The organism is Roseinatronobacter thiooxidans, assembly GCF_001870675.1.
In the GTDB taxonomy this organism is placed as follows: Bacteria; Pseudomonadota; Alphaproteobacteria; order Rhodobacterales; family Rhodobacteraceae; genus Roseinatronobacter; species Roseinatronobacter thiooxidans.
In genome coordinates, this window is the sequence record NZ_MEHT01000011.1 from 61,593 (window position 1) to 85,667 (window position 24,075).

The following is a 24,075-nucleotide window of genomic DNA, read 5'->3' on the forward strand; positions in this document are numbered from 1 at the left end:
TTTTCTATTAAACAATTTTTGCCGGTTTGCGGCCAGATAAAGCAGTAGAGGACTCCCAAAAAATGGTGTTGGTAAATAAAATGGCCTTGCCGGGTAAGGTGGCCCGCATGCGGTCGCGTAAGGGTATGCTTCTGTCTTCGGTCTTTCTCGGGATCGGGGCGGGTTCTATCGGCGCAGTGGCATTTGCCAATGACGCGGCAATTGGTGGCGTGGATTGTCCCGCTTGTGTTCTGGCTGGTGGGCAGATTTCTGTTGCTGGCGGGTTTTTGGAAGTTGATATCAATGTAGATACCGCGTCCATTGGTTCGTCAGGCGCGCCCGCCTTCGGCGTCGGGGTCTATGCGTATTCGACCGAAGACATCACCGTGACAGCGACACAAGACATCACCACCACGGACCGGACGATGTGGCTGGACAGCAATTCTATTACGCCCGGGCAGGGTGACATTACGGTAACCTCGTCTGGCGCGCTGACCTCGACCCTCTCGCACGGTGTCGAAATACTCCACCCGCTTGCAGAGCTGGTGCTGGACGGTCAGTCGACGGGCACGATTGACGGTTATCTCAGTGGTGTTTCGATCCTTGGTTGGCCCGGTGCGGCGGGCACGCTTGAAATCCGCGATTTCGCCTCGATCATCGGGGGCACGACCTCGATCTATGTCGACAACAGCTTTGGCGCGGATGTCAGCATACAGGGGGTCGGACAGGTTGGGGCTTCCTCAAGCCTGTTTGATGGCATTTTCATCAATGCACCAAGTGGTAACATCAATATTGGCGGGCAATCCGCGCTTGGTTCGGTTCAGGGCGGCGATGACGGGCTGGAACTTTATACCAGCGGCGCAGGCACGATAACGGTCAATGCCGGCGATGTGACAGGGGTTGATTGGGGCATCTATGCCATCGGCACCGAAGGAAATGCAGAGATCACCGTGACAGGTGCGGTTGAGGGCACGAACTTTGTCGGCATCGAAACCCGCACCACCACTGGTGATATCACGCTGAACGCAGGCGACGTGACTGGCGGCACTTGGGGCATTTACACGCTCTCTACCGATGGCGATGCAAATATCACCACGACAGGCGCGGTTGAGGGCAAAGGTGCTGTCGGCATCGAAACCCGCACCACCACTGGTGATATCACGCTGAACGCAGGCGACGTGACTGGCGGCACTTGGGGCATCTACACACTCTCTACCGATGGCGATGCGAATATCACCACGACAGGCGCGGTTGAGGGCAAAGGTGCTGTTGGCATCGAAACCCATACCACTACTGGCGACATAACATTAAACGCGGGCGACGTGACCGGCGGCACATGGGGCATTTACACGCGCTCGACTGACGGGGACACTGCAATCACGGTTACTGGCGATGTTGCTGGCGGCACGGCGATGGCGATCGATACCATCACGACAACGGGCAATGTTACCATTGGCGGCTCTGGCACCGCGACCGCCACGGGCGGCGACTTGGGCATCTGGGCGGGCACCATCGCCGGTGGCTCTGTAACTGTGCAGGATTTCGACACGGTCACTTCGGTCGATACAGCCATCTACACTTATAGCGCGGGCGGCGATATCACCATCACCGGCGTGGGCACGGGCGGCGGCATCACGTCAAGCGCGCTGGATGGCATTTACGCCAGCACACAGTCCGGCAACGGCAATGTGGTTATTACCGGCAATGGGCCCATCACCGCCGCAGGGGATGGCATCGTGGCCTATAGCTTCGGCGGCGGGACAATGGCCATCGGTGTCGATGCGGATATTTCGGCAGTTGAGTTCGGTATTTACAGCCGCAGCGTGAATGGCGATCTGACACTGGGTGTGGCCGAGGGCGTGACTGTATCGGCCACTGGCATCACCGGGATCGACGCCACCGCATCGGGGGCGGGTACAACAACCATCGATGTGGCCGCAGATGCGGTTGTCGAAGGCGGGGCCTTCGGCCTTGTGACCGGCACGCGCGCGACCGTTTCCAACGCAGGCACCATCCGCACGATTGGCGATACAGGTGCCGCGACGGATGCAGGCACAGGCATTGGCCTATGGAGCTGGACAGGCACCACCGAAGTCAACAACTCTGGCGACATGCTGGGCCAGATCCATTCGGACGGGGGCGGCGTGACCTTCAACAACATGGCCGACGGGTCGTGGTATGTCGGGACCGGACTTCATGAATTCTACGCCGCAAATGATGCGGTCAACAATACGGGCACCATGTTTATCCGCAATGGGGTTACGAATTTTGACGGGCTGGAGCGTTTCGTCACCAGCGGTGGCGGGCATATCGACATGACCTATGGCACAGCGGCAACAGATACGCTGCAAGTGCTGAATTTCGGCACCCAAGCCGGGGCGTTGCTGTCTTTCGATTTTGACGCAAAAGCAGACAACAATGCCGGGCTGGGCCATGACAATTCGGATGACGGGTTTGGCACTGCGGATACGATCTGGGTTACCGGCACAGCCGCCCCAGAGGCCGGAACGCTGGTTGCGGTGAACCATCTGGACGGTGATCCGACAGGGTTGGTCGGGTCGGTCGCGCTGGTCTATACCGGCGTCAATCTTGATGCGCCCAATCCGCGCGACAGGATCGTGTCTTCGGACCTGTATGATTTCGCCACACCGCAAAGCTTTACCACCACGGCCTTTTATCTGGTCGATGATGGCGATGGGGGGCTTTACTACCAGTGGGCGCCGAATATCACGACGGCCACGATGGGCGGCTATGGCGGTGGCGATATGTCTGACGGGGCAACAACCGCGTCCAATATCGCCAGCGCAGGGGCCGCTTTTGCGGGCTTGGGCGGCCTTGGCGGCACGGGCGGCGGCGCAACAGGTGCCATTGCCGACAGCGCCATGGCTTCGGTGCGCGGCACGGATAAGGCATGTGAGAACGGGCAGGCGTCGCGGTTCTGGACGCATGCGGACGGCAGCTCGACATCCGGTCGCGGCTTCAAGGGCAACAGCTATGGCATCACATTTGGGTATGAGCATGACCTTGGCGCTGCCACCGGCCAGACCTGCGGGCAGTTTGTCGGCGGTATCTTTGCAGGGGTTGGCAGGTCCAATCTGTCATGGGCCAGCGGAACCTCGAAAAGCGCGAATGTGACAACAGGCGCGTATCTGCGCTATGCCGCGCCCACAGGGCTTTATGCCACTGGTGTTGCTGCGGTCACCCGCGCGAAAGCTGATCTGACGAATGCGGTTTTCAGCTCGACCGGCAGCCAGAAATCACTGGGCTATGCGGGCATCGCGTCGATTGGCTATGTCATGCCCGTCAGCGCCGCAGGTCACATCGACTGGCGGGCCAGCCTGTCGCACGGCATTGTTGATGGCAAACCCTTCACCGATAGCGTTGGCATTGAGGTCGATGATACGAAAAGCCGGATGACCACAGCGGGCCTGAACGTCGCCTATTGGCACCAGATAGACGAGACAACCCGCGGCTTTGTCAGCGCCGGGGTCAACCGTACACAAGCCAAGCGTGAAACAACCGCCTTCGGCGTCAAGGTCGATGGCACCTCGAAGGCGACAATCGGCACGCTATCGGCGGGTCTGTCCAGCAAGGTGTCCGACCGCTCCAGCCTTGACGTGGTGATCCATGGTGCCTTCAGCGACAGGGCGACCAGTATCGGCGGAAGCATCGGGTACAAATTGGCATTCTGATATCACCAATTGTTCTGGTTAAACCTGAGTATGCGTTTAAATGGTGATGCGTGCATGGCGGCCCTCTGGCCGCCATGCTCCATTCTGGGCTAAGGTTTTTGCCATGCGCCTCATGGTGCCCGATGTCGCAGAGCGCTTGATCTGGTCTGCCATTATCTGCGGGCGCATCGCGCCCTTTCGGCAGCGGATCAGCGGCAGGGGTCAAGCCTTGCGCAGGCGCGCTGGCCATTGCCTGCAAGCCCAATTCCAATATGCTGCGCCATCCGGCATGCACGGAACAGGCCCCACGCTTCCCGCGCTATGCCCCAATGACAGAGGCTTGATCCATGTACCCGCCCTGCTGGTCGTGACGGGCCAGACCCAAGGAGCGCCCAAATGCCGATCAGAGTTTGCGTATTCGATGCCTATGGCACGTTGTTCGACGTGGCCGCCGCTGCGCGCGCTGCCGCGCAAGAACCCGGCGCGGAAGGCTGGGCGCCCCGTTGGCCAGCCCTGTCGGCGCACTGGCGGCGCAAGCAGTTGGAATACACATGGTTGCGCGCCGTCGCCGGTGCGCATGTGGATTTCTGGCAAGTGACGCAGGATGCGCTGGATTGGGCGCTAGAGGCTGAAGGGCTGGATGACCCCGCGCTGCGTCAGCGGTTGCTGGACCTGTACCACCAGCTTGCAGCCTTCCCCGAGGTCGCGCGCGTGCTGGCTGCGCTGAAGGCGCAGGGTCTACAGCTTGCAATCCTGTCGAACGGCGCGCCCGAGATGCTGGACGCGGCGGTTCACTCTGCGGGGATTGCGCCTGTGCTGGATGCCGTCCTCTCGGTCGAGGATGTCGGCGTGTTCAAGCCCCACGCCTCGGTCTATGCAATGGTGGGAACCCGCTTTGGCGTGCAGCCCAGCGAGGTTGCCTTTCTTTCATCCAATGGCTGGGATGCCTGCGCGGCGGCGGCCTTCGGGTTTCACACAATCTGGGTCAACCGCGAGCGCGCCCCGATGGACCGCCTGCATGGCCAGCCTGCGCATGTTTTGGCGGATCTGGCGGCCTTGCCTGCGCTTTTGGCGCAAGGCTGACGCCCAATCTTGTGCGTCAGTGCTCTTGGCCCGACAGTGGATCGTCCGGGCCGCGCGCTGCTGTGTTGGGTGCGCCTTGGTCAGGGAAATGTCTGGTCTGACATGGCCCCAAATGCGGCTTTCGTGTCCCAAAACCTGCAAGGCGCGCCGGAGCATTGCACGGTCCAAGCCAACACCTGCAGGGCGCGTCTGGTCCCAAGCAGGCATTCTGGGGGTTTGAAGGATGGGCTCGCAATATCGGCTCGTCGATAGCTTGGTTGGGTTCGGGTGGCAGGATTGATCAAGATTGGACTGTTCATCCAAATCTGTGATCAAAGCGCTCAGGCTCTATAAGAGATATCAGCCCATGCCAAATTACGGGTTCAGCCCGCCGCCTGTGGTAACCCTGCCGATTGAAGGGTCCGATGCGCTGTTTCCCATCCGGCGCGTCTATTGCATCGGGCGCAATTTCGCGGCGCGCGCCATCGAGATGGGGTATTTATTGCGGCGTGGCAAAAATCAGGAAGGGCTGGTCATTTGCCGGTTTTCCTGTTCTGAATACTCCAAAGCCCTGCACAGAGAGGAGCAAAGATGTATTCAAATATTCTGGTCACTGTCGCCTATGAAGGGGGCAAAGACGCGGCCCCTTCGCTAGAGATTGCCAAAGCGCTGCTGGCACCGGACGGGCAGATCACCTTGATCCATGTGATGGAACCCGCGCCCGTCTTCGCGATCAGCTATCTGCCCGAAGGCTGGCGCGAAGAGATGCGCGGCGCGATCGAGGCCGACATGGCCCGCATGGCCGAGGGGCTGGACAATGCGGCCATTGTTGTGGCTGAAGGCGACGCGGCCCATGAGGTGCTGGAACATGCCCGCGCGCAGCGGGTGGATTGCATTGTCATTTCCTCGCACCGGCCCGGAACGCAAAGCTTGTTGCTGGGGTCCACCGCCAGCAAGGTTGTGGCACGCGCGCAATGCGCAGTCCATGTGGCCCGCCGCCCGCCCGCCAAATGACCGCGCCCCGGCTTGCCCGGTTCGGGCGCTTTCGGCTTCTGTTCCTGATGGCGGCAGAGGCCGAATACGGCCCCCATTTGCGCGCCCGATTCACCCCTGTGATAACAGGTGTCGGCCCGGTGGAGGGGGGTGTTGCCACCGCCGCCACACTGGCGGGGCTGCAAGCGGGTGCGGGCTTGCCGGATCTGGTTGTCTCGCTTGGGTCCGCCGGGTCGGCACGGTTGCAGCAATGCGCGGTCTATCAGGCCCATACGCTGGCTTATCGTGACATGGACGCATCTGCCTTGGGGTTTGCGAAAGGTGTGACGCCCTTTCTGGACTTGCCCGCCCAACTGCCTTTGCTGATACAGATCGCGGGCCTGCCCTCTGCCAGCCTGTCGACAGGGGGCAATATCGTCTCGGGCGCGGCTTATGATACGATTGCCGAGGATATGGTCGATATGGAAAGCTACGCGGTGCTGCGGGCCTGCCAGCGCTTTGGTGTGCCGCTGATTGCTTTGCGCGGGATTTCAGACGGCGCGGCGCCGCTGGAAGGGCTGCACAGCTGGACCGAATACCTGCACATCATCGATGCGCGGCTGGCCGAGGCCGTGGACACGCTGCGCGCGCAGCTGGAGGCGGGACAGCTGCTGGGTTGAAACCCGGTTTCGCCAAGCGATATATGTATCTGGCTGCTCTTCTGGGGCAGCTGCGCTTGCAAAGGGCGGTTGTCATGGGTCTGCTGTGCGGGGCTTTGCCGCCGCTGACATTTTAGTGCATAGCCGCGCGGCGGCCTTCGGCAACTGTTGTGCGCGGGGCCTGTGCGCAAACCACTCAATGCCCACGCGCCTATCTTACCTCAGCTGCCGCGCATCACAGGTAGCGCCGCGCGTAGCGGTGGCCCAAACCTGTCAGAATTTCATAGCCGATTGTGTCGATCACACCCGCCAAGGCGTCAATCCCCTGATGCGGCCCAAGCAGGTCCAGCGTTTCGGGGTCATGGGGCACGGCGCTGACATCGATTGTCAGCAAATCCATCGACACCCGCCCGACCAGCGGGCAGGGAATATCATCTGCCCAAAGCGTGGCCTTGTGGGACAGCGCGCGGTGGATGCCATCGGCATAGCCTGCCGAAATCGTGGCCAGCCGCATGTCATGGGGCGCAATGAAGCTGTTGCCATAGCCCACACTCTCGCCCGCTTCGACATCGCGGGTTTGAATGACCGGAATACTCAGCCGGACAACAGGCTGCGCCTCGGTGAATGGATCGCCGCCGTAAAGGCCAATGCCGGGGCGGGTGATATCGAAATGATACGCAGCACCCAGCAGCACCCCGCCTGTCGCGGAAAGCGAGCGCGGCACGCCGGTGCCATCGGTCATCTGGTGGAACACGGCCAGTTGGTTGGCGTTCATGTCATGCGCGGGGTCATCGGCGCAGGCCAGATGCGACATCAGCAATTCCGGCCCCTGTGCCAGCGCAATATCGGCAACTGCCGCCCATTCTGCAGGCTCCATCCCCAGACGGTTCATGCCCGTATCCAGCTGGATGCCGAAAGGGTGGCCGTTCAGCGCCTCGAAATGGCGGGTCAACTGCTCGGTCGAATTCAGCATCGGGATCAGGCGCGCTTCCGAGATCAGGCGCGCGTCGCCTTCCATATGCCCGCCATAGATATGGATCGGCAGGTCGGGGCCGATGGCCGCGCGCACCGCAACCCCTTCTTCGGCCAGCGCCACGAAGAACCGCCGCGCACCGGCATGGGCCAGCGCATGGGCCACATGGCCCGCACCAAGGCCATAGCCATTGGCCTTGACGGTTGCGGCAGTCTGCACCTGCGCGCCCGAACGCGCATCCAGTGCGCGCCAGTTGGATTGCAGGGCCTTTAGGTCGATATTGAGTTGTGCCTGAGCCATTCCCCGCCCTTGCGCCAGCGCGCGGCAGAGGTCAAGAGGCAAAAATCACATCGCCCTGCCGGACCCGCGCGCGCAGGCGTGAATTTTCCGCCCGATCTGCCTGCCCGCCGCGCCGCGCCCGCTTTTGCGCCGCGCAGGCGTGCAAAAATTCTTGCGAACAGGGCGCGCAGGCTGTTCAATGGACCCATATTTTAAAAGGCCATTTTACAGTGCTTATTGAAGATTTCATTGCCCGTTGGCGGCAGTCGGGCGGCAGCGAACGCGCAAATTTCCAGACATTCGCCAATGAGTTATGCGATGTGCTGGGCGTGCCGCGCCCTGCACCTGCAACGCAAACCGCATCTGCGAATGCCTATCACTTTGAACACCCTGTGACCTTTATTCACACAGACAGCCAGACGCGCGGCTTTGTGGACCTGTATCGCGCGGGCCATTTCGTGATGGAGGCAAAACAGGGCGTGACCGGCACAGCCCCGCAGGGGGGCCACGAACCCGCCCTGCCAGCGCTGCGACAGCCTGCCCGCAAGGGCCATGGCACGCGCGGCACACGCGGCTGGGACGACACGATGATGCGCGCGCGCAATCAGGCCGATGGCTATGCCCGCGCTGTCTCGCGCATAGATGGCTGGCCGCCCTTTCTGATGGTGGTGGATGTGGGCCATGTCATCGAAATCTATGCCGATTTCTCGGGGCAGGGGCAGGGCTATACCCAATACCCCGATGGCAACCGCTACCGTGTCACCATGGACGACTTGCGAAACCCCGAAACGCTGGACCGGCTGCGCAGCATCTGGACCGATCCGCACGCGCTGGACCCGTCCAAAATCGCGGCCCAAGTCACGCGCGAAGTGGCCGACAGGCTGGCCGCCCTTGGCAAATCCTTCGAGGGGCAGGGGCATGACCCAAAGGCCGTGGCGGATTTCCTGATGCGCTGCCTGTTCACCATGTTTGCCGAAGATGTGGACCTGATCCCCAAATCCAGCTTTTCCGACCTGCTGATGCGCCTGCGCGGGCATCCCGAACATGCAGCCCCCGCCCTGACCAAACTGTGGGAAGTCATGAACGAGGGGGGCTTTTCTGGTGTGCTGATGACCGACCTCAAGCGCTTCAATGGTGGGCTGTTCAAGGACGCATCGGCGCTACCCCTGACCAATATGCAACTGTCCCTGCTGATAGATGCCGCCGCCAAAGACTGGCGCGAGGTGGAGCCTGCGATTTTCGGCACCCTGCTGGAACGCGCGCTGGACAAGCGCCAGCGCCACAAGCTGGGCGCGCATTACACGCCGCGCGCCTATGTGGAACGGCTGGTCGTGCCCACCATCATGACGCCGCTGCGCAAGGACTGGACCTTGGTTCAGGCCTCGGTGCAACGTCTGGCCCAGGATGGCAAACTGGACGAGGCCCGCGATGTCGTGCGCGCCTTTCATGCGACATTATGCGAAATCCGCGTGCTTGATCCGGCCTGCGGGTCGGGCAATTTCCTGTATGTCGCGCTAGAGCTGATGAAACGGCTGGAAGGCGAGGTCACCGCGCTTTTGTCCGACTTGGGCGAGGATCAGGGCGCACTCTCGCTGGCAGGCCACACGGTGGACCCGCACCAGTTTCTGGGGCTGGAGTTGAACCCATGGGCGGCGGCGGTGGCCGAACTGGTGCTGTGGATCGGCTATTTGCAATGGCATTTCCGCACCCATGGCAAGGCCAGCCCGTCCGAACCCGTCTTGCGCGATTTCCGCAATATCGAAAACCGCGATGCGGTGCTGACGACTCAGGGCACGCAACCACGGCGGGATGCATCGGGCGCGCCTGTCACCCGCTGGGACGGGGTGTCCACCATCACCCACCCTGTCACCGGCGAGCAGGTGCCCGATGCGGGCGCGCGCGTGGCCGTGCTGGACTACCTCAAACCCACCCCCGCCAAATGGCCAGAGGCTGACTTTATCGTGGGCAACCCGCCATTCATCGGCGCAAGCCGCATGCGCGATGCGTTGGGCGATGGCTATGCCGAGGCGCTTTGGCACGCCTACCCCAAAATGCCGCAAAGTGCCGATTTTGTCATGTTCTGGTGGGAAAAGGCCGCATTGGCGGCGCGGGGCTACAAGCCTGCAACCGAAAAAACCCGCGCCAAAGGCACGCGGGCGTTCGGGCTGATCACCACCAATTCCCTGCGCCAGACCTTCAACCGCAAAGTGCTGGAACCCCATCTGGCCGACCCGAAAACAGGGCTGTCGCTGACCTTCGCAATCCCCGATCACCCTTGGGTGGATGCAACTGATGCGGCAGCGGTACGCATTGCCATGACAGTGGCCGAAAAGGGCCGCACCAATGGGCGACTATTAACCGTGGCAGAGGAAATAAAAGGTCAGAATGAATCGGATGGCCGCGCGGTGCGCTTTGATATTCAAAAGGGCAAGATATTCGGAAACCTTCGCATTGGGGCGGATGTCGCGGGTGCTGTCCCGTTGAAGGCGAATGACGGGATATCATCGCCGGGAGTCAAACTGCACGGCGCTGGTTTTATTGTGACGCCGGGTGAAGCCCGCGCGCTCGGACTGGGCACAGTGCCGGAGTTGGATAACCATATTCGGGAGTATCGCAACGGGCGCGACCTAACCGCAACCCCGCGCGGTGTCATGGTGATTGACTTATTCGGTCTAACAGAAGCTGAAGTTCGCCTTCGCTTTCCAGCTGTATATCAACATATTTTGGATAAGGTGAAACCAGAACGAGACTCAAATAACCGCGAAAGCTATAAACGAAACTGGTGGATACATGGCGAGCCGCGCAAAGATTTACGCCCTGCTTTGGCGGGCCTGCCTCGCTATATCGCTACGGTCGAAACATCGAAACACCGTTTTTTTAGCCTTTTAGACGGGGGTATTCTCCCTGATAATATGTTAATTGCCTTTGGATTATTTGATGCTTTTGAATTGGCGATTTTGTCGAGTAAGCAGCATGTCATATGGGCGCTTGCTCAAGGTGCAATACTCGGCCCAACACCGCGTTACAATAAATCGAGATGTTTTGATAACTTCCCCTTCCCGGACACCACCGAAGCCCAGAAAGCGCAGTTGCGCAGCCTTGGGGAACAGCTCGACGCGCATAGGAAGGCCCAACAAGCGGCCCATCCCAAACTGACCCTGACCGCGATGTATAACGTGCTCGAAAAACTCCGCGCGAATGACCGGATCGAGGGGCGCGACCGCGAGATTTATGATCAGGGGTTGGTGGGCATCCTACGCGATCTGCATGACCAGATCGACGCAGCCGTAGCCGCCGCCTATGGCTGGCCCGCCACCCTGTCAGAGGATGACATTTTGCACAGGCTGGTAGACCTGAACCGCACCCGCGCCGCTGAAGAAGCGCACGGGCTGGTGCGCTGGCTGCGCCCCGATTACCAAAACCCCGCAGGCCATATGGCGGCTGCCAAAGGCCAGCAAGCCGCGCTGGACCTTGGCCCCAAAGACACCACCCACAAAGCCCCTTGGCCCAAATCCATGCCCGAACAGATTGCCGCCGTGCAAGCCGCGCTGTCCGATATGGGCGAAGCCACCCCCGAAGACATCGCCCGCCGCTTCCAACGCGGACGCGCAAGCAGCGTGCAACCGCTGCTGGAAAGCCTGAGTGCCGTGGGCATCGCACGCCCCACCGAAGGCGGGCGGTTTGCGGTGTAAGGCGGGCGCCCCTTGGGCCAATGTGGCAGACAAGGCCCCCGCACCCCTCTCGCGCCGCGTGTCAGGGGTGTGGAAACTCAACCCCCCGCGTCGCGCGGCGGCATGGTCGTATGGCGATGGGGGAAAGATGGTGCTGTGAGAGAGGATTGAACTCGGGCTTTGAATGCATTAGTCATTGTTTTTATTGCATAAATATTGACTGGATGCAAGCTCGGTGTAGAACCTTAGTGGGATGATTTTGAGCCTGCTTGCGATGCGTTTTTACCACCTATCTATCACATGGAGACCGAAGCTACCGGTATTTGAACAGTCGCGGGTGCACACTTCCAATCCAACGAATGCTACATCAAAAATTTGGCTAACTTGGTGCATACCGCAATCGAATGTAGTGTTCATACCTAAACCTCTACAACCGTTCTACTGACCTTCCCATCAACAACAGTCAGCATAGTGCGTATCGCCATTCGGACTTTGGGACTTGCAAGGCGATATGCATCGTCCGTTGGGAGACGTTTTAAAAGCGGATTGTCTCCCTTTGAAAGTTTAGCTAACTCTCCAGAAACGTTCAAGGTAACTCCATTTGTTGATTCCGGGAACAACTTTCTTATTTTTTTCTCTACATCTTTGTATGTAAAGCTCTCTCTATCGAGCATTCCACATGCATATATGCATTGATTTCTTCTAGATGTTTTTGTCTCCCTAGAGTTCATCCTGCCTGCTACCATTGAACAATAAGCGCGAATCGAATTCTTGGCCCATTTTGAGACTGCTCGATTGAGTGTGTTTTGATCGATAATCCGGTCTTTTTTAATCGCTTCCTTTGCAATTCTCAAACCAAGTTCCTGTAGCTCTAACGCAATTCTATCTGTTATGCTTAACATTCGATCATAGAACACTTGGCTATTTCCAAGAACCTTCAGCTTCAGAATATCTTCTAAGCCAAGACGCATCAGTAATTTCGCCTCCTTCGGTGTCATTCTTTCCACTTCAGGAATCTCTTTGAGGCGAGTAGATATTGTTTGAATATTGCCATTTCGGGAGAGTATTTCATCGATACCTGAAGGCGTTCCCACAATAACAATCTTGATGTCGTAGTCCGCATAGACTGGATCATCTAAAAGAACCACACAATTGGCAATCTGCTTGCATACGTCTTCATTTGTTGAAATTTGCTCAAAATTATCAAAGACAACTACTGCTCTTTGACGTCCAGCGGTTTTTCGGATGTATGCCAGCAATCTCTCAAAAGGTTCTTTTTTCCCTTTTACATACCGCCATGTTCCGTCGAAATCTACCCCGACCCCACCCGGCTTGAAGCCACCTGACTTCGCTAGTTCATATTCTTTCTGCTCCAGCTGTTCCTGCCTTGAAAGTTTGTCATCAAACGCAGCTCCCAATGAGCCTAATGTTGATGCCAAAACCAAATTTATCACCTCATAAAATACTGCTTTTTCCTTGAAAACTTTTTTATAGAGCCAAGATTTTCCGTTGCCACTTTCCCCAAATATCACCAAATGCTGACTTTCTGATAAACCATCAGATAACTCCTCTTCCAAGTCGGGCCTCGGGATATAAAGCTTGGGATTCACGCTGGCTGAGCGCGGTGTAAATACATCTTCAGGTTTGGGTTCCCTAGAGTAAATGATCATAAACCTTCGTCCATTCTTTGTGTGATCAGCATGTTACAAGATGAGATTTTTGTTTCGTCTAGGTGGCGTTCCATGTGACTTGCAATTATTCAATTTTCAATCAATCTTGCGAACCTCTGGATTTATATCTAGGCATCGAACAACGGAGTCGCGACGCTTGCTGAAGATACGAACGCTTAACCGTGATTAATCAATATGGCAAACACTCAATCAAGCGAGTAGTAGCCTCTAATTTTTTTGCGGCTTCTTCCGGTCGAACCTCTTCGTTACTGACGCGCTCCTCATACTGAATGCCATTGGTCTGCATGAATATTTTTGCCATAGATCCACGTACAGCGAAATTGACGTTCTGCGCAATGTCGCCCGTTACACTCGCAACTTCCATAACATCAAGCTTGGAGACGACGACACCCACAACGTTACCGCTTCGGTCAACAACCGGTCCGCCACTGTTCCCCGGCTGCACAGGAGCCGACATTTGAAAACTTGTTTCATCTCCACGTAAGCCCTTCATTGCGCTGATACTGCCTCGGCTCACATTCAATCCGCCCAGAAGTCCGTGAAGGGGATAACCAGCGATGGTGATGTCTGCGTTTAGACCAATCTCTCTCGCTGCAAATGGCAGGTGCGCGACCTCTTGGCTGATTCTAGGCTTCACAGCGGCCAGATCGAACGCCCGGCTGACAGCGATAATATCTGCTGGTTTCCCATCAACTGTAATATCGGAACAGCCTTCAATCACATGTGCATTGGTCAGCATCTCCCCATCACTGTTTACGAAGAAGCCTGTGCCTGAAGTCCGGCCTTGTGCTTCTGAAGGCGACTCCCGTCGATTTAGATCAGGGGTCGCAACCCTGTCCGCCCTGTCTATACTCTGGGGACTATGGTCATCTTCAGCCAAGAACGAAATTAAGTCGGTGGTGTAGGCGAGAAGCAGGCCATCAGTTTCTGGCAACATTGCGACAGGGCTGCCCACCACAATGCTGCTGGTTATCAATCCAAATTCTTGGCGAGATGCATTTGATCCAAACAGTGCAACCGTTGACCACGTACCGCCGATCAAGTCACTACGAATGTACCCGCTGCCGTCCAAGAAATCGACCGCAGTCACCCATCGGTTTGATTGACGGACAGTATACGGTTCGCCGACAAGACCCTCGGCCCCCCAAAGGTTGCTGTGTAGGTCAAGCAATTCTGGGTCAGTTAGGTCAGTGAACATTAAGGTCATATCCTGCCCTGTATGCTCCCACTTTTCCAGAAGGCCCTCCCTTTCTACCAATCTCATTTTTTTCATTGGCATCATGACTGAGAGAGCAAGATAGTTGATGTTCTTTGCTTCCCACCCGTCAGCAATAAAGGTATCGATAGTTGTCATCACTAAGTATGCCGCATCTGCGTTGAGTGGCACACGATCAAATTTTTGTCTTGTAAAGCGTTCGATAGCGCTTTGACTGCCTCGCCCCCAAGCGCCATCTATGAGGCCCGTGTAGTGCCCTTCGAGGGCCAGTGCTGCCTGAAGGAAACGCTTTTCTACCAAAGAGAAAGGCCGCGCATCAAACTCATTCCAAAGTCGTGATGACTGAGAGGTAGCATGCTGGCTATTTTCCCGCCATTCGATCTGACGCAAATACATTTGCCCTGTCGAACAATATGCGTCTTCTGGAAAAATCCCTGCCTGCTTACCACTCGCAAGAACTGCAGGGGCACTTGAGACGTCGACCACCGTTGTCGTGATCGCGAACCAACCATTCCTGCTTTCGAATACGCGCGCATCATCCGACCACTGATTGGTGATAATCAATGCCCTTGCCTCAGGCAGCGATTGTCGCGACGCCACTACTATAGTGCATGCCCCATCGGGGAAGAAGCCTTGTGCAGAAGCAGCTGACGACAACCAAAAGGATGTCAGCAAGATAGAGAGCGAGGAAACCAGCGTCTTGATCATCACATCATTATACTGACTTGGCGATAGATACGAAGCAAACTCTTGCACATTCAATAAAAAATTGTGTGGGCATTGTCACGTTTCTTCACCTCTGCAGTGGATGGAATACAGCACTGGAGAGTGGAAGCGAAGCCATTCCAGATAGGGTAGGGGGCATTATCTGCAATGAACGTTGCCTAGCTATTTAATTTGGCAAACACGCGGGGGTGCTGCATCGGCTTTGACGATGGTTGATATACGACTTGCGATTGGGGGTAACAAGCTGTTCAATGGCTCAAAAAGCCCAGAAGGTACTTGATATTGCAGATTGAAGATTTCATCACACGCTGGCAGCAATCAGGTGGCAGCGAACGGGCCAATTTCCAGACTTTCGCGAACGAATTGTGCGACGTGCTGGGCGTGTCCAGACCAGCCCCGGCAACTGAAACCCCGTCCGCGAACGCCTATCACTTCGAACACCCCGTGACCTTCATTCACACGGGCAGCAAGTCGCGCGGCTTTGTTGACCTTTACCGCGCAGGCTATTTCGTCATGGAAGCGAAACAGGGCGTCACGGGCGAGAAGCCCGAGGATGATGCACAACCCGCACTGCTGGCTGATCTGCCCAAAGCCACCCGCAAGGGCCACGGCACACGCGGCACGCGGGGATGGGATGATACCATGATGCGCGCCCGCAATCAGGCCGATGGCTACGCCCGCGCCGTGTCGCGCATTGATGGCTGGCCCCCCTTCCTGATGGTGGTAGATGTAGGCCACGTTATCGAAATTTATGCCGATTTCTCGGGTCAGGGCCAAGGCTACACGCAATACCCCGACGGGAACCGCTACCGCATCAACATGGACGAATTGCGCAAGCCCGAAACGCTTGAACGGCTGCGCACCATCTGGACCGACCCGCACGCGCTCGACCCGTCCAAGATTGCCGCGCAAGTTACGCGTGAAGTGGCCGACCGGCTGGCCGCGCTGGGCAAATCGTTTGAGGGACAAGGCCACAAACCCGAGGTCGTAGCAAATTTCTTGATGCGCTGTCTTTTCACTATGTTTGCCGAAGATGTGGACCTTATCCCCAAGGCCAGCTTTTCCGACCTGCTGACTCGCCTGCGAGGCAAGCCCGAACACGCAGCCCCCGCCCTGACCAAGCTGTGGGAAGTGATGAACGAGGGCGGCTTTTCCGGCGTGCTGATGACAGACCTCAAGCGCTTCAACGGTGGCTTGTTCAAGGAGGCATCCGCGCTGCCCCTGACCAATATGCAACTTGGTCTGCTGATTGACGCAGCCGCGAAGGACTGGCGCGAAGTCGAACCCGCGATTTTCGGCACGCTTTTGGAACGCGCGCTGGACAAGCGGCAACGCCACAAGCTGGGTGCGCATTACACGCCCCGCGCCTATGTCGAACGGCTGGTAGTGCCCACCATTATGGAACCGCTGCGCGCCGATTGGCGCAATGTGCAGGCGGCGGCGCTGACCCTTGCGAACCAAGGCCAGATGGAACAGGCCCGCGACACGGTGCGCGCCTTTCACGCCAGCTTGTGCGAAATCCGCGTGCTGGACCCGGCCTGCGGCTCTGGCAACTTTCTCTATGTAGCACTTGAACTTATGAAACGGCTTGAAGGTGAAGTGACAGCCCTTCTGGCGGAGCTGGGCGAGGAACAGGCGGCGCTGTCATTGGCAGGCCACACAGTGGACCCGCACCAATTCCTGGGGCTGGAATTGAACCCATGGGCGGCGGCGGTGGCCGAACTGGTGCTGTGGATTGGCTATCTGCAATGGCACTTCCGCACCCACGGCAAGGCCAGCCCATCGGAACCCGTGCTGCGCGATTTCCGCAATATCGAAAACCGCGACGCAGTGCTGACCTATCAGGGCACGCAACCCCGGCTGGACGCATCCGGCGCACCCGTCACTCGCTGGGATGGTTTTTCCACCATCACCCACCCGGTGACCGGCGAAGCCGTGCCAGACCCAGACGCCCGAACGGTGGTGCTGGATTACATCAAGCCCAACCCTGCCAAATGGCCCGAGGCGGATTTCATCGTGGGCAACCCGCCATTCATTGGCGCAAGCCGGATGCGCGACGCGCTGGGCGATGGTTATGCAGAGGCACTTTGGAAAGCCTACCCAAAAATGCCGCAAAGTGCCGATTTCGTCATGTTCTGGTGGGACAAGGCGGCACTCGCGGCGCGGGGCTGGAAGCCTGCGACGGCGAAAGCGCGGCCCAAGGGCACCCGGCGCTTCGGGCTGATCACCACCAATTCCCTGCGCCAGACCTTCAACCGCAAGGTGCTGGAACCGCATCTGGCCGACCCCAAAACCGGCCTGTCCCTGACCTTCGCCATTCCTGACCACCCTTGGGTGGATGCAGGGGACGGGGCGGCGGTGCGCATTGCCATGACCGTGGCGGAAAAGGGCAGTGCATCGGGGCGGCTGCTGACGGTGGCCGAGGAACTCAGGGGCCAGACCGAGGCCGAGGGCCGAAGCGTGCGCTTCGACATTCAGAAGGGCAAGATTTTCGCCAATCTGCGGATTGGGGCAGATGTGGCGGGGGCGGTGCCGTTGAAGGCGAATAAGGCATTAGCATTCAGAGGCATCTATCTGTTTGGCGCTGGCTTCTCGATTGAGAAAGATAGAGCTATTCAACTTGGTCTAGGAGAGAAAATTACGCTTGGTGAACACATCAAGCCTTTAGTGAACGGGCGTGACATAGTTTTTGGGAAGCAGTCGAATTTTGTTATTGACCTTTACGGTTATGAAGAGGCTGACATTCGACAGCGTTTCCCTGCTCTCTATCAGCACCTTCTGGACACAGTGCGTCCTGAGCGGTCACAAAACAACAATGCGTGGCGACGTGAAAACTGGTGGGTTCTCGGTGATCCAGCGCGAAATATGAGGCCAGCTGTTGAAGGCTTGGGATTATTCTTCGTTACGCCCATGACCGCGAAGCACCGCTATTTTGTGTCAGTAGCTAAACCAACGATTGCAGATCAAGGTTGTATTACATTCGCAGTCAGCGATTTCTCATTACTGGCAGTGCTAAGTAGCAAATTTCACGTGATTTGGGCGCTAGCTGCGGGTGGCTGGCTCGGAGTTGGAAATGACCCACGATACAACAACTCGAAATGCTTCGACCCCTTCCCCTTTCCAGACCCGACCGAGGCACAGAAAGAGCGGCTGCGCAGCCTCGGGGAACAGCTCGACGCGCATCGAAAAGCCCAGAAAGCCGCCCATCCCAAACTGACCCTGACCGCCATGTATAACGTGCTGGAAAAACTCCGCGCGGGGGACCGCATCGAAGGCAAGGACCGCGACATCTATGATCAGGGGCTGGTGGGCATCCTGCGCGAACTTCACGACCAGATCGACGCGGCTGTGGCCGACGCCTATGGCTGGCCTGTGGACCTGTCCGATGACGACATCCTGCACCGGCTGGTGGACCTGAACCGCGAACGCGCGGCTGAGGAAGCACAAGGGATGGTGCGCTGGCTGCGCCCTGAATATCAGAACCCGGCAGGCCGCGTGTCACGGGCAAAAGGCGACCAAGGCAAAATGGACCTTGGCCCCAAGGACACCACCACCAAAGCCCCATGGCCCAAATCCATGCCTGAACAAATTGCTGCGGTACAGGCAGCGCTCTACGACTTGGGCGAAGCCACCCCCGAACAAATCGCCCGCCAATTCCAAAGGGGCCGCGCGGGCACTGTCAGGCCACTGCTGGAAAGCTTGAGCGCGCTGGGCCATGCCCGTGTCACTGATGCAGGACTGTATGCAATCTGATGACCGTACGGCTCAAAATCCCCAAGTCGACGCATGTTTCTGTCTCAATACCTGAATTGCAGTATATCAAAGACAGCTGGGCGGTTATCGATTCCCGTCTTTCGGCTAATTCATCCTACCTGTAACAAAGCGCTGGAAGCTAAGTTATTCAGATAGTTAATGTTTGAGATATTTCTTCAGGTTTCGTTTCAGTAACGTTCGGTTACTCCAGTGCATCTCGTGCTTCATCAAGGCAGTTGGGTGCAAGATGCGCATAGCGCATGGTGGTCTCGATAACCCTGTGCCCCATGAAAGCCATGACCTTCGCCAAAGGAACCCCGCGCTGCACAAGGCGGGAACAAGTTGTATGCCTAAAAGTATGGAAACAAGCCTGATCTGTCGGGTGAAGTCCTCTATGTTCCTTCCATCGACGCATGACTCTACTGAGATTGCGCGAATTCAGATAACTTGCGAATACATTTTCATGGTCCTTTAGCCCTACAATTTTCCTTTTGAGAACACCTTCGACGCGGCGGGTCATTGGTACCGATCTGCGCCTGTCCCCTTTGGTCTCACCGAGCAAGATCATTCTTCTTTCAAAATCGATGTCCCGAACAATCATGCGTTGTAATTCACCAAGACGCATTCCTGTTTCGACAGCTGCAACCATTAAGTCCTGAATCTCGGGGTAGTCTGCAACAAATTCAATCAGGCTTTCAACTTCTTGGTCCGAGAAGTACCTCAGGCGACCCTCATATTCACGCCTATGAGGCAATGCAAAGCGGCTGGGAATGATGCCACGTTGTTCGGCCACCCTCAGCATGACACTTAGAGAAGAAACCTTCCGGTTCACCGTGCCAGCAGCGGCACCCATGTCTGACCAGTCATCACAGATATAGGCAACGGCTTGAGGGGTCAGGTCGGCCACCAAATAGTCAGGCCCAAACGCGTCGCACCAAGCCCTCGCGTTCATCAACGCAGTCGCTTCCCCCTTGGTGTCCCTCCAGCGCATTTGCCGGGTGACATTCAAAAGCTCTTCCAGTGTTAGAATTTTCGACGTGTTTCTTCTTGATTCCGAGGGCTTCGTGCGGAGCGACTCTGGATTGCAGCCGCGTTTTAATGCATCTCGGAACAGTTCTTCTGTCTGTAAAGCGGCTCGTTTTGATACCCTTGTAACACGCGGAGCGCGAATGCCACCAACCGTCACATCGACCTGCCAGCCCCGTCCTCTCTGTCTGATTGCCATCCGATCATAAGCCTTTCTCAAATGCCAACGCGCCGTTAGCTTCACACACCTATTCGCCAGCAATCGCTGGCTTTGTTCCACATGAGGAATATTTCCACAAGTAACTGTTAATATTATATTATTTCATCTTTATTGAGTTTCTGCAAGGCGGCTTCACAAGGGCGGCAGAGCTTTGGAGCCCAAGGGCAAACAGCTGCAATCGGTGGCCATAAGGGCGATTTTCACGGCTGTTGAAGGCTGCCCTATCTGAAAAAGGTTCCCAGTCTGGGGAAGCGACATTCTGCTATATTTCATCGTAAAAATTTGTCTGGCCGAGATATATACATTGGCTCCCGCGCTTCCCCCGTGGGGTCGTGAGAGGTTGTCGGTCGATCAGGTTTTGACGATTTCTTCCAACTGCCGAGCGCCTACAATAATGAATAATTGAGTGTTCAGCAGCATTGGGATTGCCCTTCTCAATCATCGTCGTGTGAGTGCAGCGCAACAGACCATAATTGCAGCAGAGGCGGCAAGCATTGTGTAATCCGGATAACGTATGACCGTTGGGGTATACCTCAGCGGTCAATCGGGAAGGTGTCCAAATAGGTGTCCGTAAGGATTGACTTTGCCTTTCGGACACCATACCCAAAGGACACAACCCTTTTGGACAGGATGTGCCACCATGACCACGATCTTCTATGCGAGAGTTTCCACTGCCGATCAGACCCTCGATCATCAGGTTACTCAGGCGCGCAAGGCGGGCTTCACCATAGATGATGTGATCAGCGATCATGGCGTCTCAGGGGTGACCATCAAGCTGATAGACAGGCCCGAGGGTCGCAGGCTGTTCGACATGCTGCGCAAGGGTGACACCCTCGTGGTCCGCTGGGTGGACCGTCTGGGGCGCAACTATCAGGACGTGACGGACACCATCCGAGAGTTCATGCGCCGGGGCGTCATCATCAAGACCGTCATCAACAGCATGACCTTCGACGGGGCCACCACAGACCCTATGCAGGAGGCTGTCAGGGACGCGCTGATAGCCTTCATGGCTGCCACGGCACAGGCACAGGCCGAGGCCACGAAGGAGGCCCAGAAGGCCGGTATAGAGGCTGCGCGAGAGGGGAAGCCGCAGGCGTATCGGGGGCGCAAGCCCAGCTATAACCGCGACCAGTTGGACCTTGTACAGGACATGCTTGCGACAGGGTCGGCAGGCACCTCAGAGATTGCACGCGCCACACGCCTGACAAGACAGACCGTCCTGCGCATCCGTAGGGACATAGCCGAGGCCGAGGCAGCCCTTGCCCGCTGGGCTGAGCCAGAGCGTGAAAGCAAGAAAACACGCCCCCCAGAGCGCACTTTTCAGAATCAATGAAATCAAACACTTGCAATTATCCCCCACTTGCCCGGAGAGAGTCGTCGTCAAATCTAGCGGCTCAATGGGACGGGTTGGATTGTGAGGGAAACCCCAGAGGCTTCGGCTTCGGCTTCGGGGGAGACCTTTCTCCGCGCCTGACATATGCCTCGCCATGAATGTGTATAGGGGCGGTCAATAGCTTTCCTTTCCTGACACCACTTGTACCACCCCAAAGCGCACCTCCAAGCCTTCCTTACCGGGCCATTCGGTGGCGCTCCCCTTTTCGTCTCCTGACACTTCACAAGGAACAGATTACCATGACCAGACGCAACCATCGCAATGATGGGGGCAAGACGCTCTATGTCAGCGACCTTGCAGCCCTCACCCGCAGATACCTGCCCGAGACTGTCACCCCACTCGGGCAACCCCGCAAAAACACCCCAAGGGAAAACCTGTGGCGCACCATCAAGGCCCGTCCAGAGGTAATTGCGGTTCTCGATACGCTTGCCCAGAGGCATGAGCGGGCGACCGGCAAGAAGATCACCAACTCGGAGATCATCGCAGCGGCATTGAACCTCTCGCTGCCCGTGATGGCCAGCCGGATGTTTCCCATCGGAGACGATCACGATTGATGTGCCAACCGGTACTTCGAATACTGCATCAGAACCGAAGGCACGAAGCGCAAGGCAAAGTGCTTGCACTGCTATCCCAATCCGCAAAGCTGACTGACCATTTCTGACCCGTTTTCTAACAGATGCTGGCGACGACGCCCTGTTTCAACGGACTCTTCGAATCTACGCTTGTCACTCCCTTCCAGTTATCGGCGGGCAACTACCCCCCGCAAACAACCCCCCAATCCCCTTATGTATAAGAAAGGAAGCCGATCATGTCGGACTTCACAGACAATGATGGTCAGCCCATCTTCACCGATAACTTTGTCCACAAAGAGGTGCCATTCGAGAATGTGATGATTGATGTCATCGAGACAAATGGAAATCTATGGCTCAGCGCAGCAGACGCTCTCAAAGCGATGGGATTCCATCCTCACCACAAGGGCGGTTTCAGTCGGACGTTACAGCGCGCTGAATACCCCGACATCATCAAGATAACGGACACCGCCTTCAGGTTCACCGACGGCCGACGCAATCGCGGGTCTCTCATCAGCCCGAGAGCTGTGGTTCAGTTCGCCGATGGGAAGACCCAAGGACGCAACCCGATCATGGTCAACTACTTCATAACGTGGATGGAGGAACACCTGCTGATTACGGGAGGTGATGCCAATACATGGTCACCAGCAAAAAAGGCCGCAGTAACACTTGAGCCTGTGTTCCATAGCGTTGTCACAGTTTTTGATGAAGATCAGCAGGGACGAGAATTGGACCCGCTACGCCCGAAGGGTCCCTACAGGGCTGCCGACTTCAGGTCGCCTATCGGGCCAGACGAACTCGAATTCTGCCTTTGCGGAAGTGGTTGGGATGGATTTGAAAAGTGCTGGTGCGACGGCACGGGACGACTTCGAGAGGCTATCCGAAAGCCATTTGTTCTTTACGATGGTGATGATGTTCTAGACCTTGAGGACAATTTATCAGAGCCATGCTGGACGCAATCCACCAGAAACTGGGCTTCGCGCAACCTACACCGGTCCCGGCTTTGAATATGGGACAACCAATCGAGGTTCCCTTCAACGGGAAGCTCTCAGAAGCCCCTGAGAGGCCCGTACAGACTCAACTCTATCCTGCGCGCCCTACGCACCCCGACTCCCCTCATGGCCCCTCAGCCCCTCACAAGGAAATCCACATGAATAACGACAGCAGCAACACACCCACCACCAAAACCATCGATCTCTTCACTTATTTGCGTGAAGGCATAGAGGCAAAATTGCCGCCTTGCGCCCTCGCTAGGATGCATGCAGAAGAAGCCGGTGAAGTATTCGACGAGGCCGCTTGGGACGCCGCCGAGGCTGAGGCGCAGGCTGAACGCTCGCGGGCGTGCCGTCGTCAGCTGATCGAGCTTTGTAAGGAGGTTCTCAGGGAGCACTCAGAACATCCAGCGTTTCTCGCCCACGAAGTTGAACAAAATGATATCAGCAAGCCCACGCATGACAGCAACCCCATTGAGTACGAGTATATGATTGCGCAACTGATGTCAGACATAGAAAACGGCGAAGTGCCAACTGCTTCTGCCTTGCCTGCATTGTTGGAGCACAAGACGTCGACCAACCAGTTGTTCTGGCGAGAACGCCCTGTGGAGCTTTTCACTTCCGCTTTACATTGTCAGCGCTGGAATGACGAGTTTGCTGACAAAGAGGCGTTTACTGCGCGCTGTGACAATGGTCATCGGAAAGATGCGATATTCCACTGGGAGTTCTGCGCCCCTGATGTAGTTTCGGCTCTTGAAAGCGGCGAGTGGCCGGAAGGTGCTGGGTGCATTATTTCGACTGAGTGACACCCCAGAGAAGCCCGCGTAATTCGAGCGGACCCCCAAGCGACAACCTCGCTTCCATATGCCGACGCCAACGTCACGCGCTCAGCCGGTCGCTGGGTCTCTTGCTGCGCGGGCTCCGTGTCTGTCGAAGGACACTGCACAGCGGTTGCTGACGCAGAGGGGGACGAGTTGATCAAAACGCCCGCGCAGATCATTCGGGCTCGAGTGGCCTTCCAGCGGTGATAACAGCTTCGCCTGCTAAGCATAGAGCCCCCGACGAGACAGCGCTTCAGCGGTCTTGTCGGGGGTCCTTTCCATCGCGATCCAGCAGATGCGACCCTGCAGACCCGTCGGTCGCCGCCTCCCCTCAACCTCAACCTCAACCTCAAAATCAATCTTCAAGGCCCCGTGTTGGGCCGTAAGCATCCGCCGAGGGCC

The 24,075-nt window shown here is 57.2% G+C and carries 14 protein-coding genes; 10 read left to right on the forward strand and 4 right to left on the reverse strand.

Annotated elements, in window-relative coordinates:
• The first annotated feature begins 107 nt into the window (after window positions 1-107).
• From BG455_RS07210 to BG455_RS07225, 4 genes are all read left to right on the forward strand, one after another.
• The gene (locus BG455_RS07210) at window positions 108-3,671 is read left to right on the forward strand and encodes a beta strand repeat-containing protein (RefSeq protein ID WP_143079888.1); all 3,564 of its coding nucleotides are present in this window, start codon (window positions 108-110) and stop codon (window positions 3,669-3,671) included.
• A gap of 375 nt (window positions 3,672-4,046) precedes the next feature.
• The gene (locus tag BG455_RS07215; RefSeq protein WP_071469308.1) at window positions 4,047-4,733 is read left to right on the forward strand and encodes a haloacid dehalogenase type II; all 687 of its coding nucleotides are present in this window, start codon (window positions 4,047-4,049) and stop codon (window positions 4,731-4,733) included.
• A gap of 570 nt (window positions 4,734-5,303) precedes the next feature.
• On the forward strand, window positions 5,304-5,726 hold the full coding sequence (locus BG455_RS07220; RefSeq protein WP_071469309.1) for a universal stress protein: 423 nt from the start codon (window positions 5,304-5,306) through the stop codon (window positions 5,724-5,726).
• Window positions 5,723-6,364, forward strand: a complete 642-nt coding sequence (locus tag BG455_RS07225; RefSeq protein ID WP_071469332.1) for a 5'-methylthioadenosine/S-adenosylhomocysteine nucleosidase — start codon at window positions 5,723-5,725, stop codon at window positions 6,362-6,364. The genes BG455_RS07220 and BG455_RS07225 overlap by 4 nt, the downstream gene beginning before the upstream one ends.
• 214 nt (window positions 6,365-6,578) lie before the next feature.
• Here BG455_RS07225 and alr read toward each other — a convergent pair whose 3' ends face one another.
• The gene (gene alr / locus BG455_RS07230; protein WP_071469310.1) at window positions 6,579-7,616 is read right to left on the reverse strand and encodes an alanine racemase; all 1,038 of its coding nucleotides are present in this window, start codon (window positions 7,614-7,616) and stop codon (window positions 6,579-6,581) included.
• Between the two features lie 209 nt (window positions 7,617-7,825).
• Here alr and BG455_RS07235 point away from each other — a divergent pair, with 209 nt between their 5' ends.
• The gene (locus tag BG455_RS07235) at window positions 7,826-11,287 is read left to right on the forward strand and encodes a class I SAM-dependent DNA methyltransferase (protein WP_071469311.1); all 3,462 of its coding nucleotides are present in this window, start codon (window positions 7,826-7,828) and stop codon (window positions 11,285-11,287) included.
• Window positions 11,288-11,685: 398 nt separating this feature from the next.
• Here BG455_RS07235 and BG455_RS07240 read toward each other — a convergent pair whose 3' ends face one another.
• Window positions 11,686-12,936, reverse strand: coding sequence for an AAA family ATPase (locus tag BG455_RS07240; protein ID WP_071469312.1), 1,251 nt, complete (start codon window positions 12,934-12,936; stop codon window positions 11,686-11,688).
• A gap of 190 nt (window positions 12,937-13,126) precedes the next feature.
• On the reverse strand, window positions 13,127-14,881 hold the full coding sequence (locus tag BG455_RS07245) for a S1 family peptidase (protein WP_071469313.1): 1,755 nt from the start codon (window positions 14,879-14,881) through the stop codon (window positions 13,127-13,129).
• Between the two features lie 300 nt (window positions 14,882-15,181).
• On the opposite strand from BG455_RS07245, the gene BG455_RS07250 reads away from it, so the two are divergent.
• Window positions 15,182-18,652 (forward strand): class I SAM-dependent DNA methyltransferase, encoded by a 3,471-nt coding sequence (locus tag BG455_RS07250; RefSeq protein ID WP_071469333.1) that lies wholly within the window; start codon window positions 15,182-15,184, stop codon window positions 18,650-18,652.
• Window positions 18,653-18,854: 202 nt separating this feature from the next.
• Here the strand turns inward: BG455_RS07250 and BG455_RS07255 are convergent, their stop codons facing one another.
• Window positions 18,855-19,958 (reverse strand): tyrosine-type recombinase/integrase, encoded by a 1,104-nt coding sequence (locus BG455_RS07255; protein ID WP_143079889.1) that lies wholly within the window; start codon window positions 19,956-19,958, stop codon window positions 18,855-18,857.
• A gap of 580 nt (window positions 19,959-20,538) precedes the next feature.
• Here BG455_RS07255 and BG455_RS07260 point away from each other — a divergent pair.
• From BG455_RS07260 to BG455_RS07275, 4 genes are all read left to right on the forward strand, one after another.
• Window positions 20,539-21,231, forward strand: a complete 693-nt coding sequence (locus tag BG455_RS07260) for a recombinase family protein (protein ID WP_071469315.1) — start codon at window positions 20,539-20,541, stop codon at window positions 21,229-21,231.
• A gap of 299 nt (window positions 21,232-21,530) precedes the next feature.
• A complete protein-coding gene (locus BG455_RS07265; RefSeq protein ID WP_071469316.1) occupies window positions 21,531-21,845 on the forward strand; it encodes a hypothetical protein in 315 nt (104 codons plus the stop codon).
• Window positions 21,846-22,099: 254 nt separating this feature from the next.
• The gene (locus BG455_RS07270; RefSeq protein ID WP_071469317.1) at window positions 22,100-22,867 is read left to right on the forward strand and encodes a hypothetical protein; all 768 of its coding nucleotides are present in this window, start codon (window positions 22,100-22,102) and stop codon (window positions 22,865-22,867) included.
• A 143-nt stretch (window positions 22,868-23,010) separates the two neighbouring features.
• Window positions 23,011-23,658: a hypothetical protein gene (locus BG455_RS07275; protein ID WP_071469318.1), complete on the forward strand. Its 648-nt coding sequence runs from the start codon at window positions 23,011-23,013 to the stop codon at window positions 23,656-23,658.
• Window positions 23,659-24,075 lie beyond the last annotated feature (417 nt).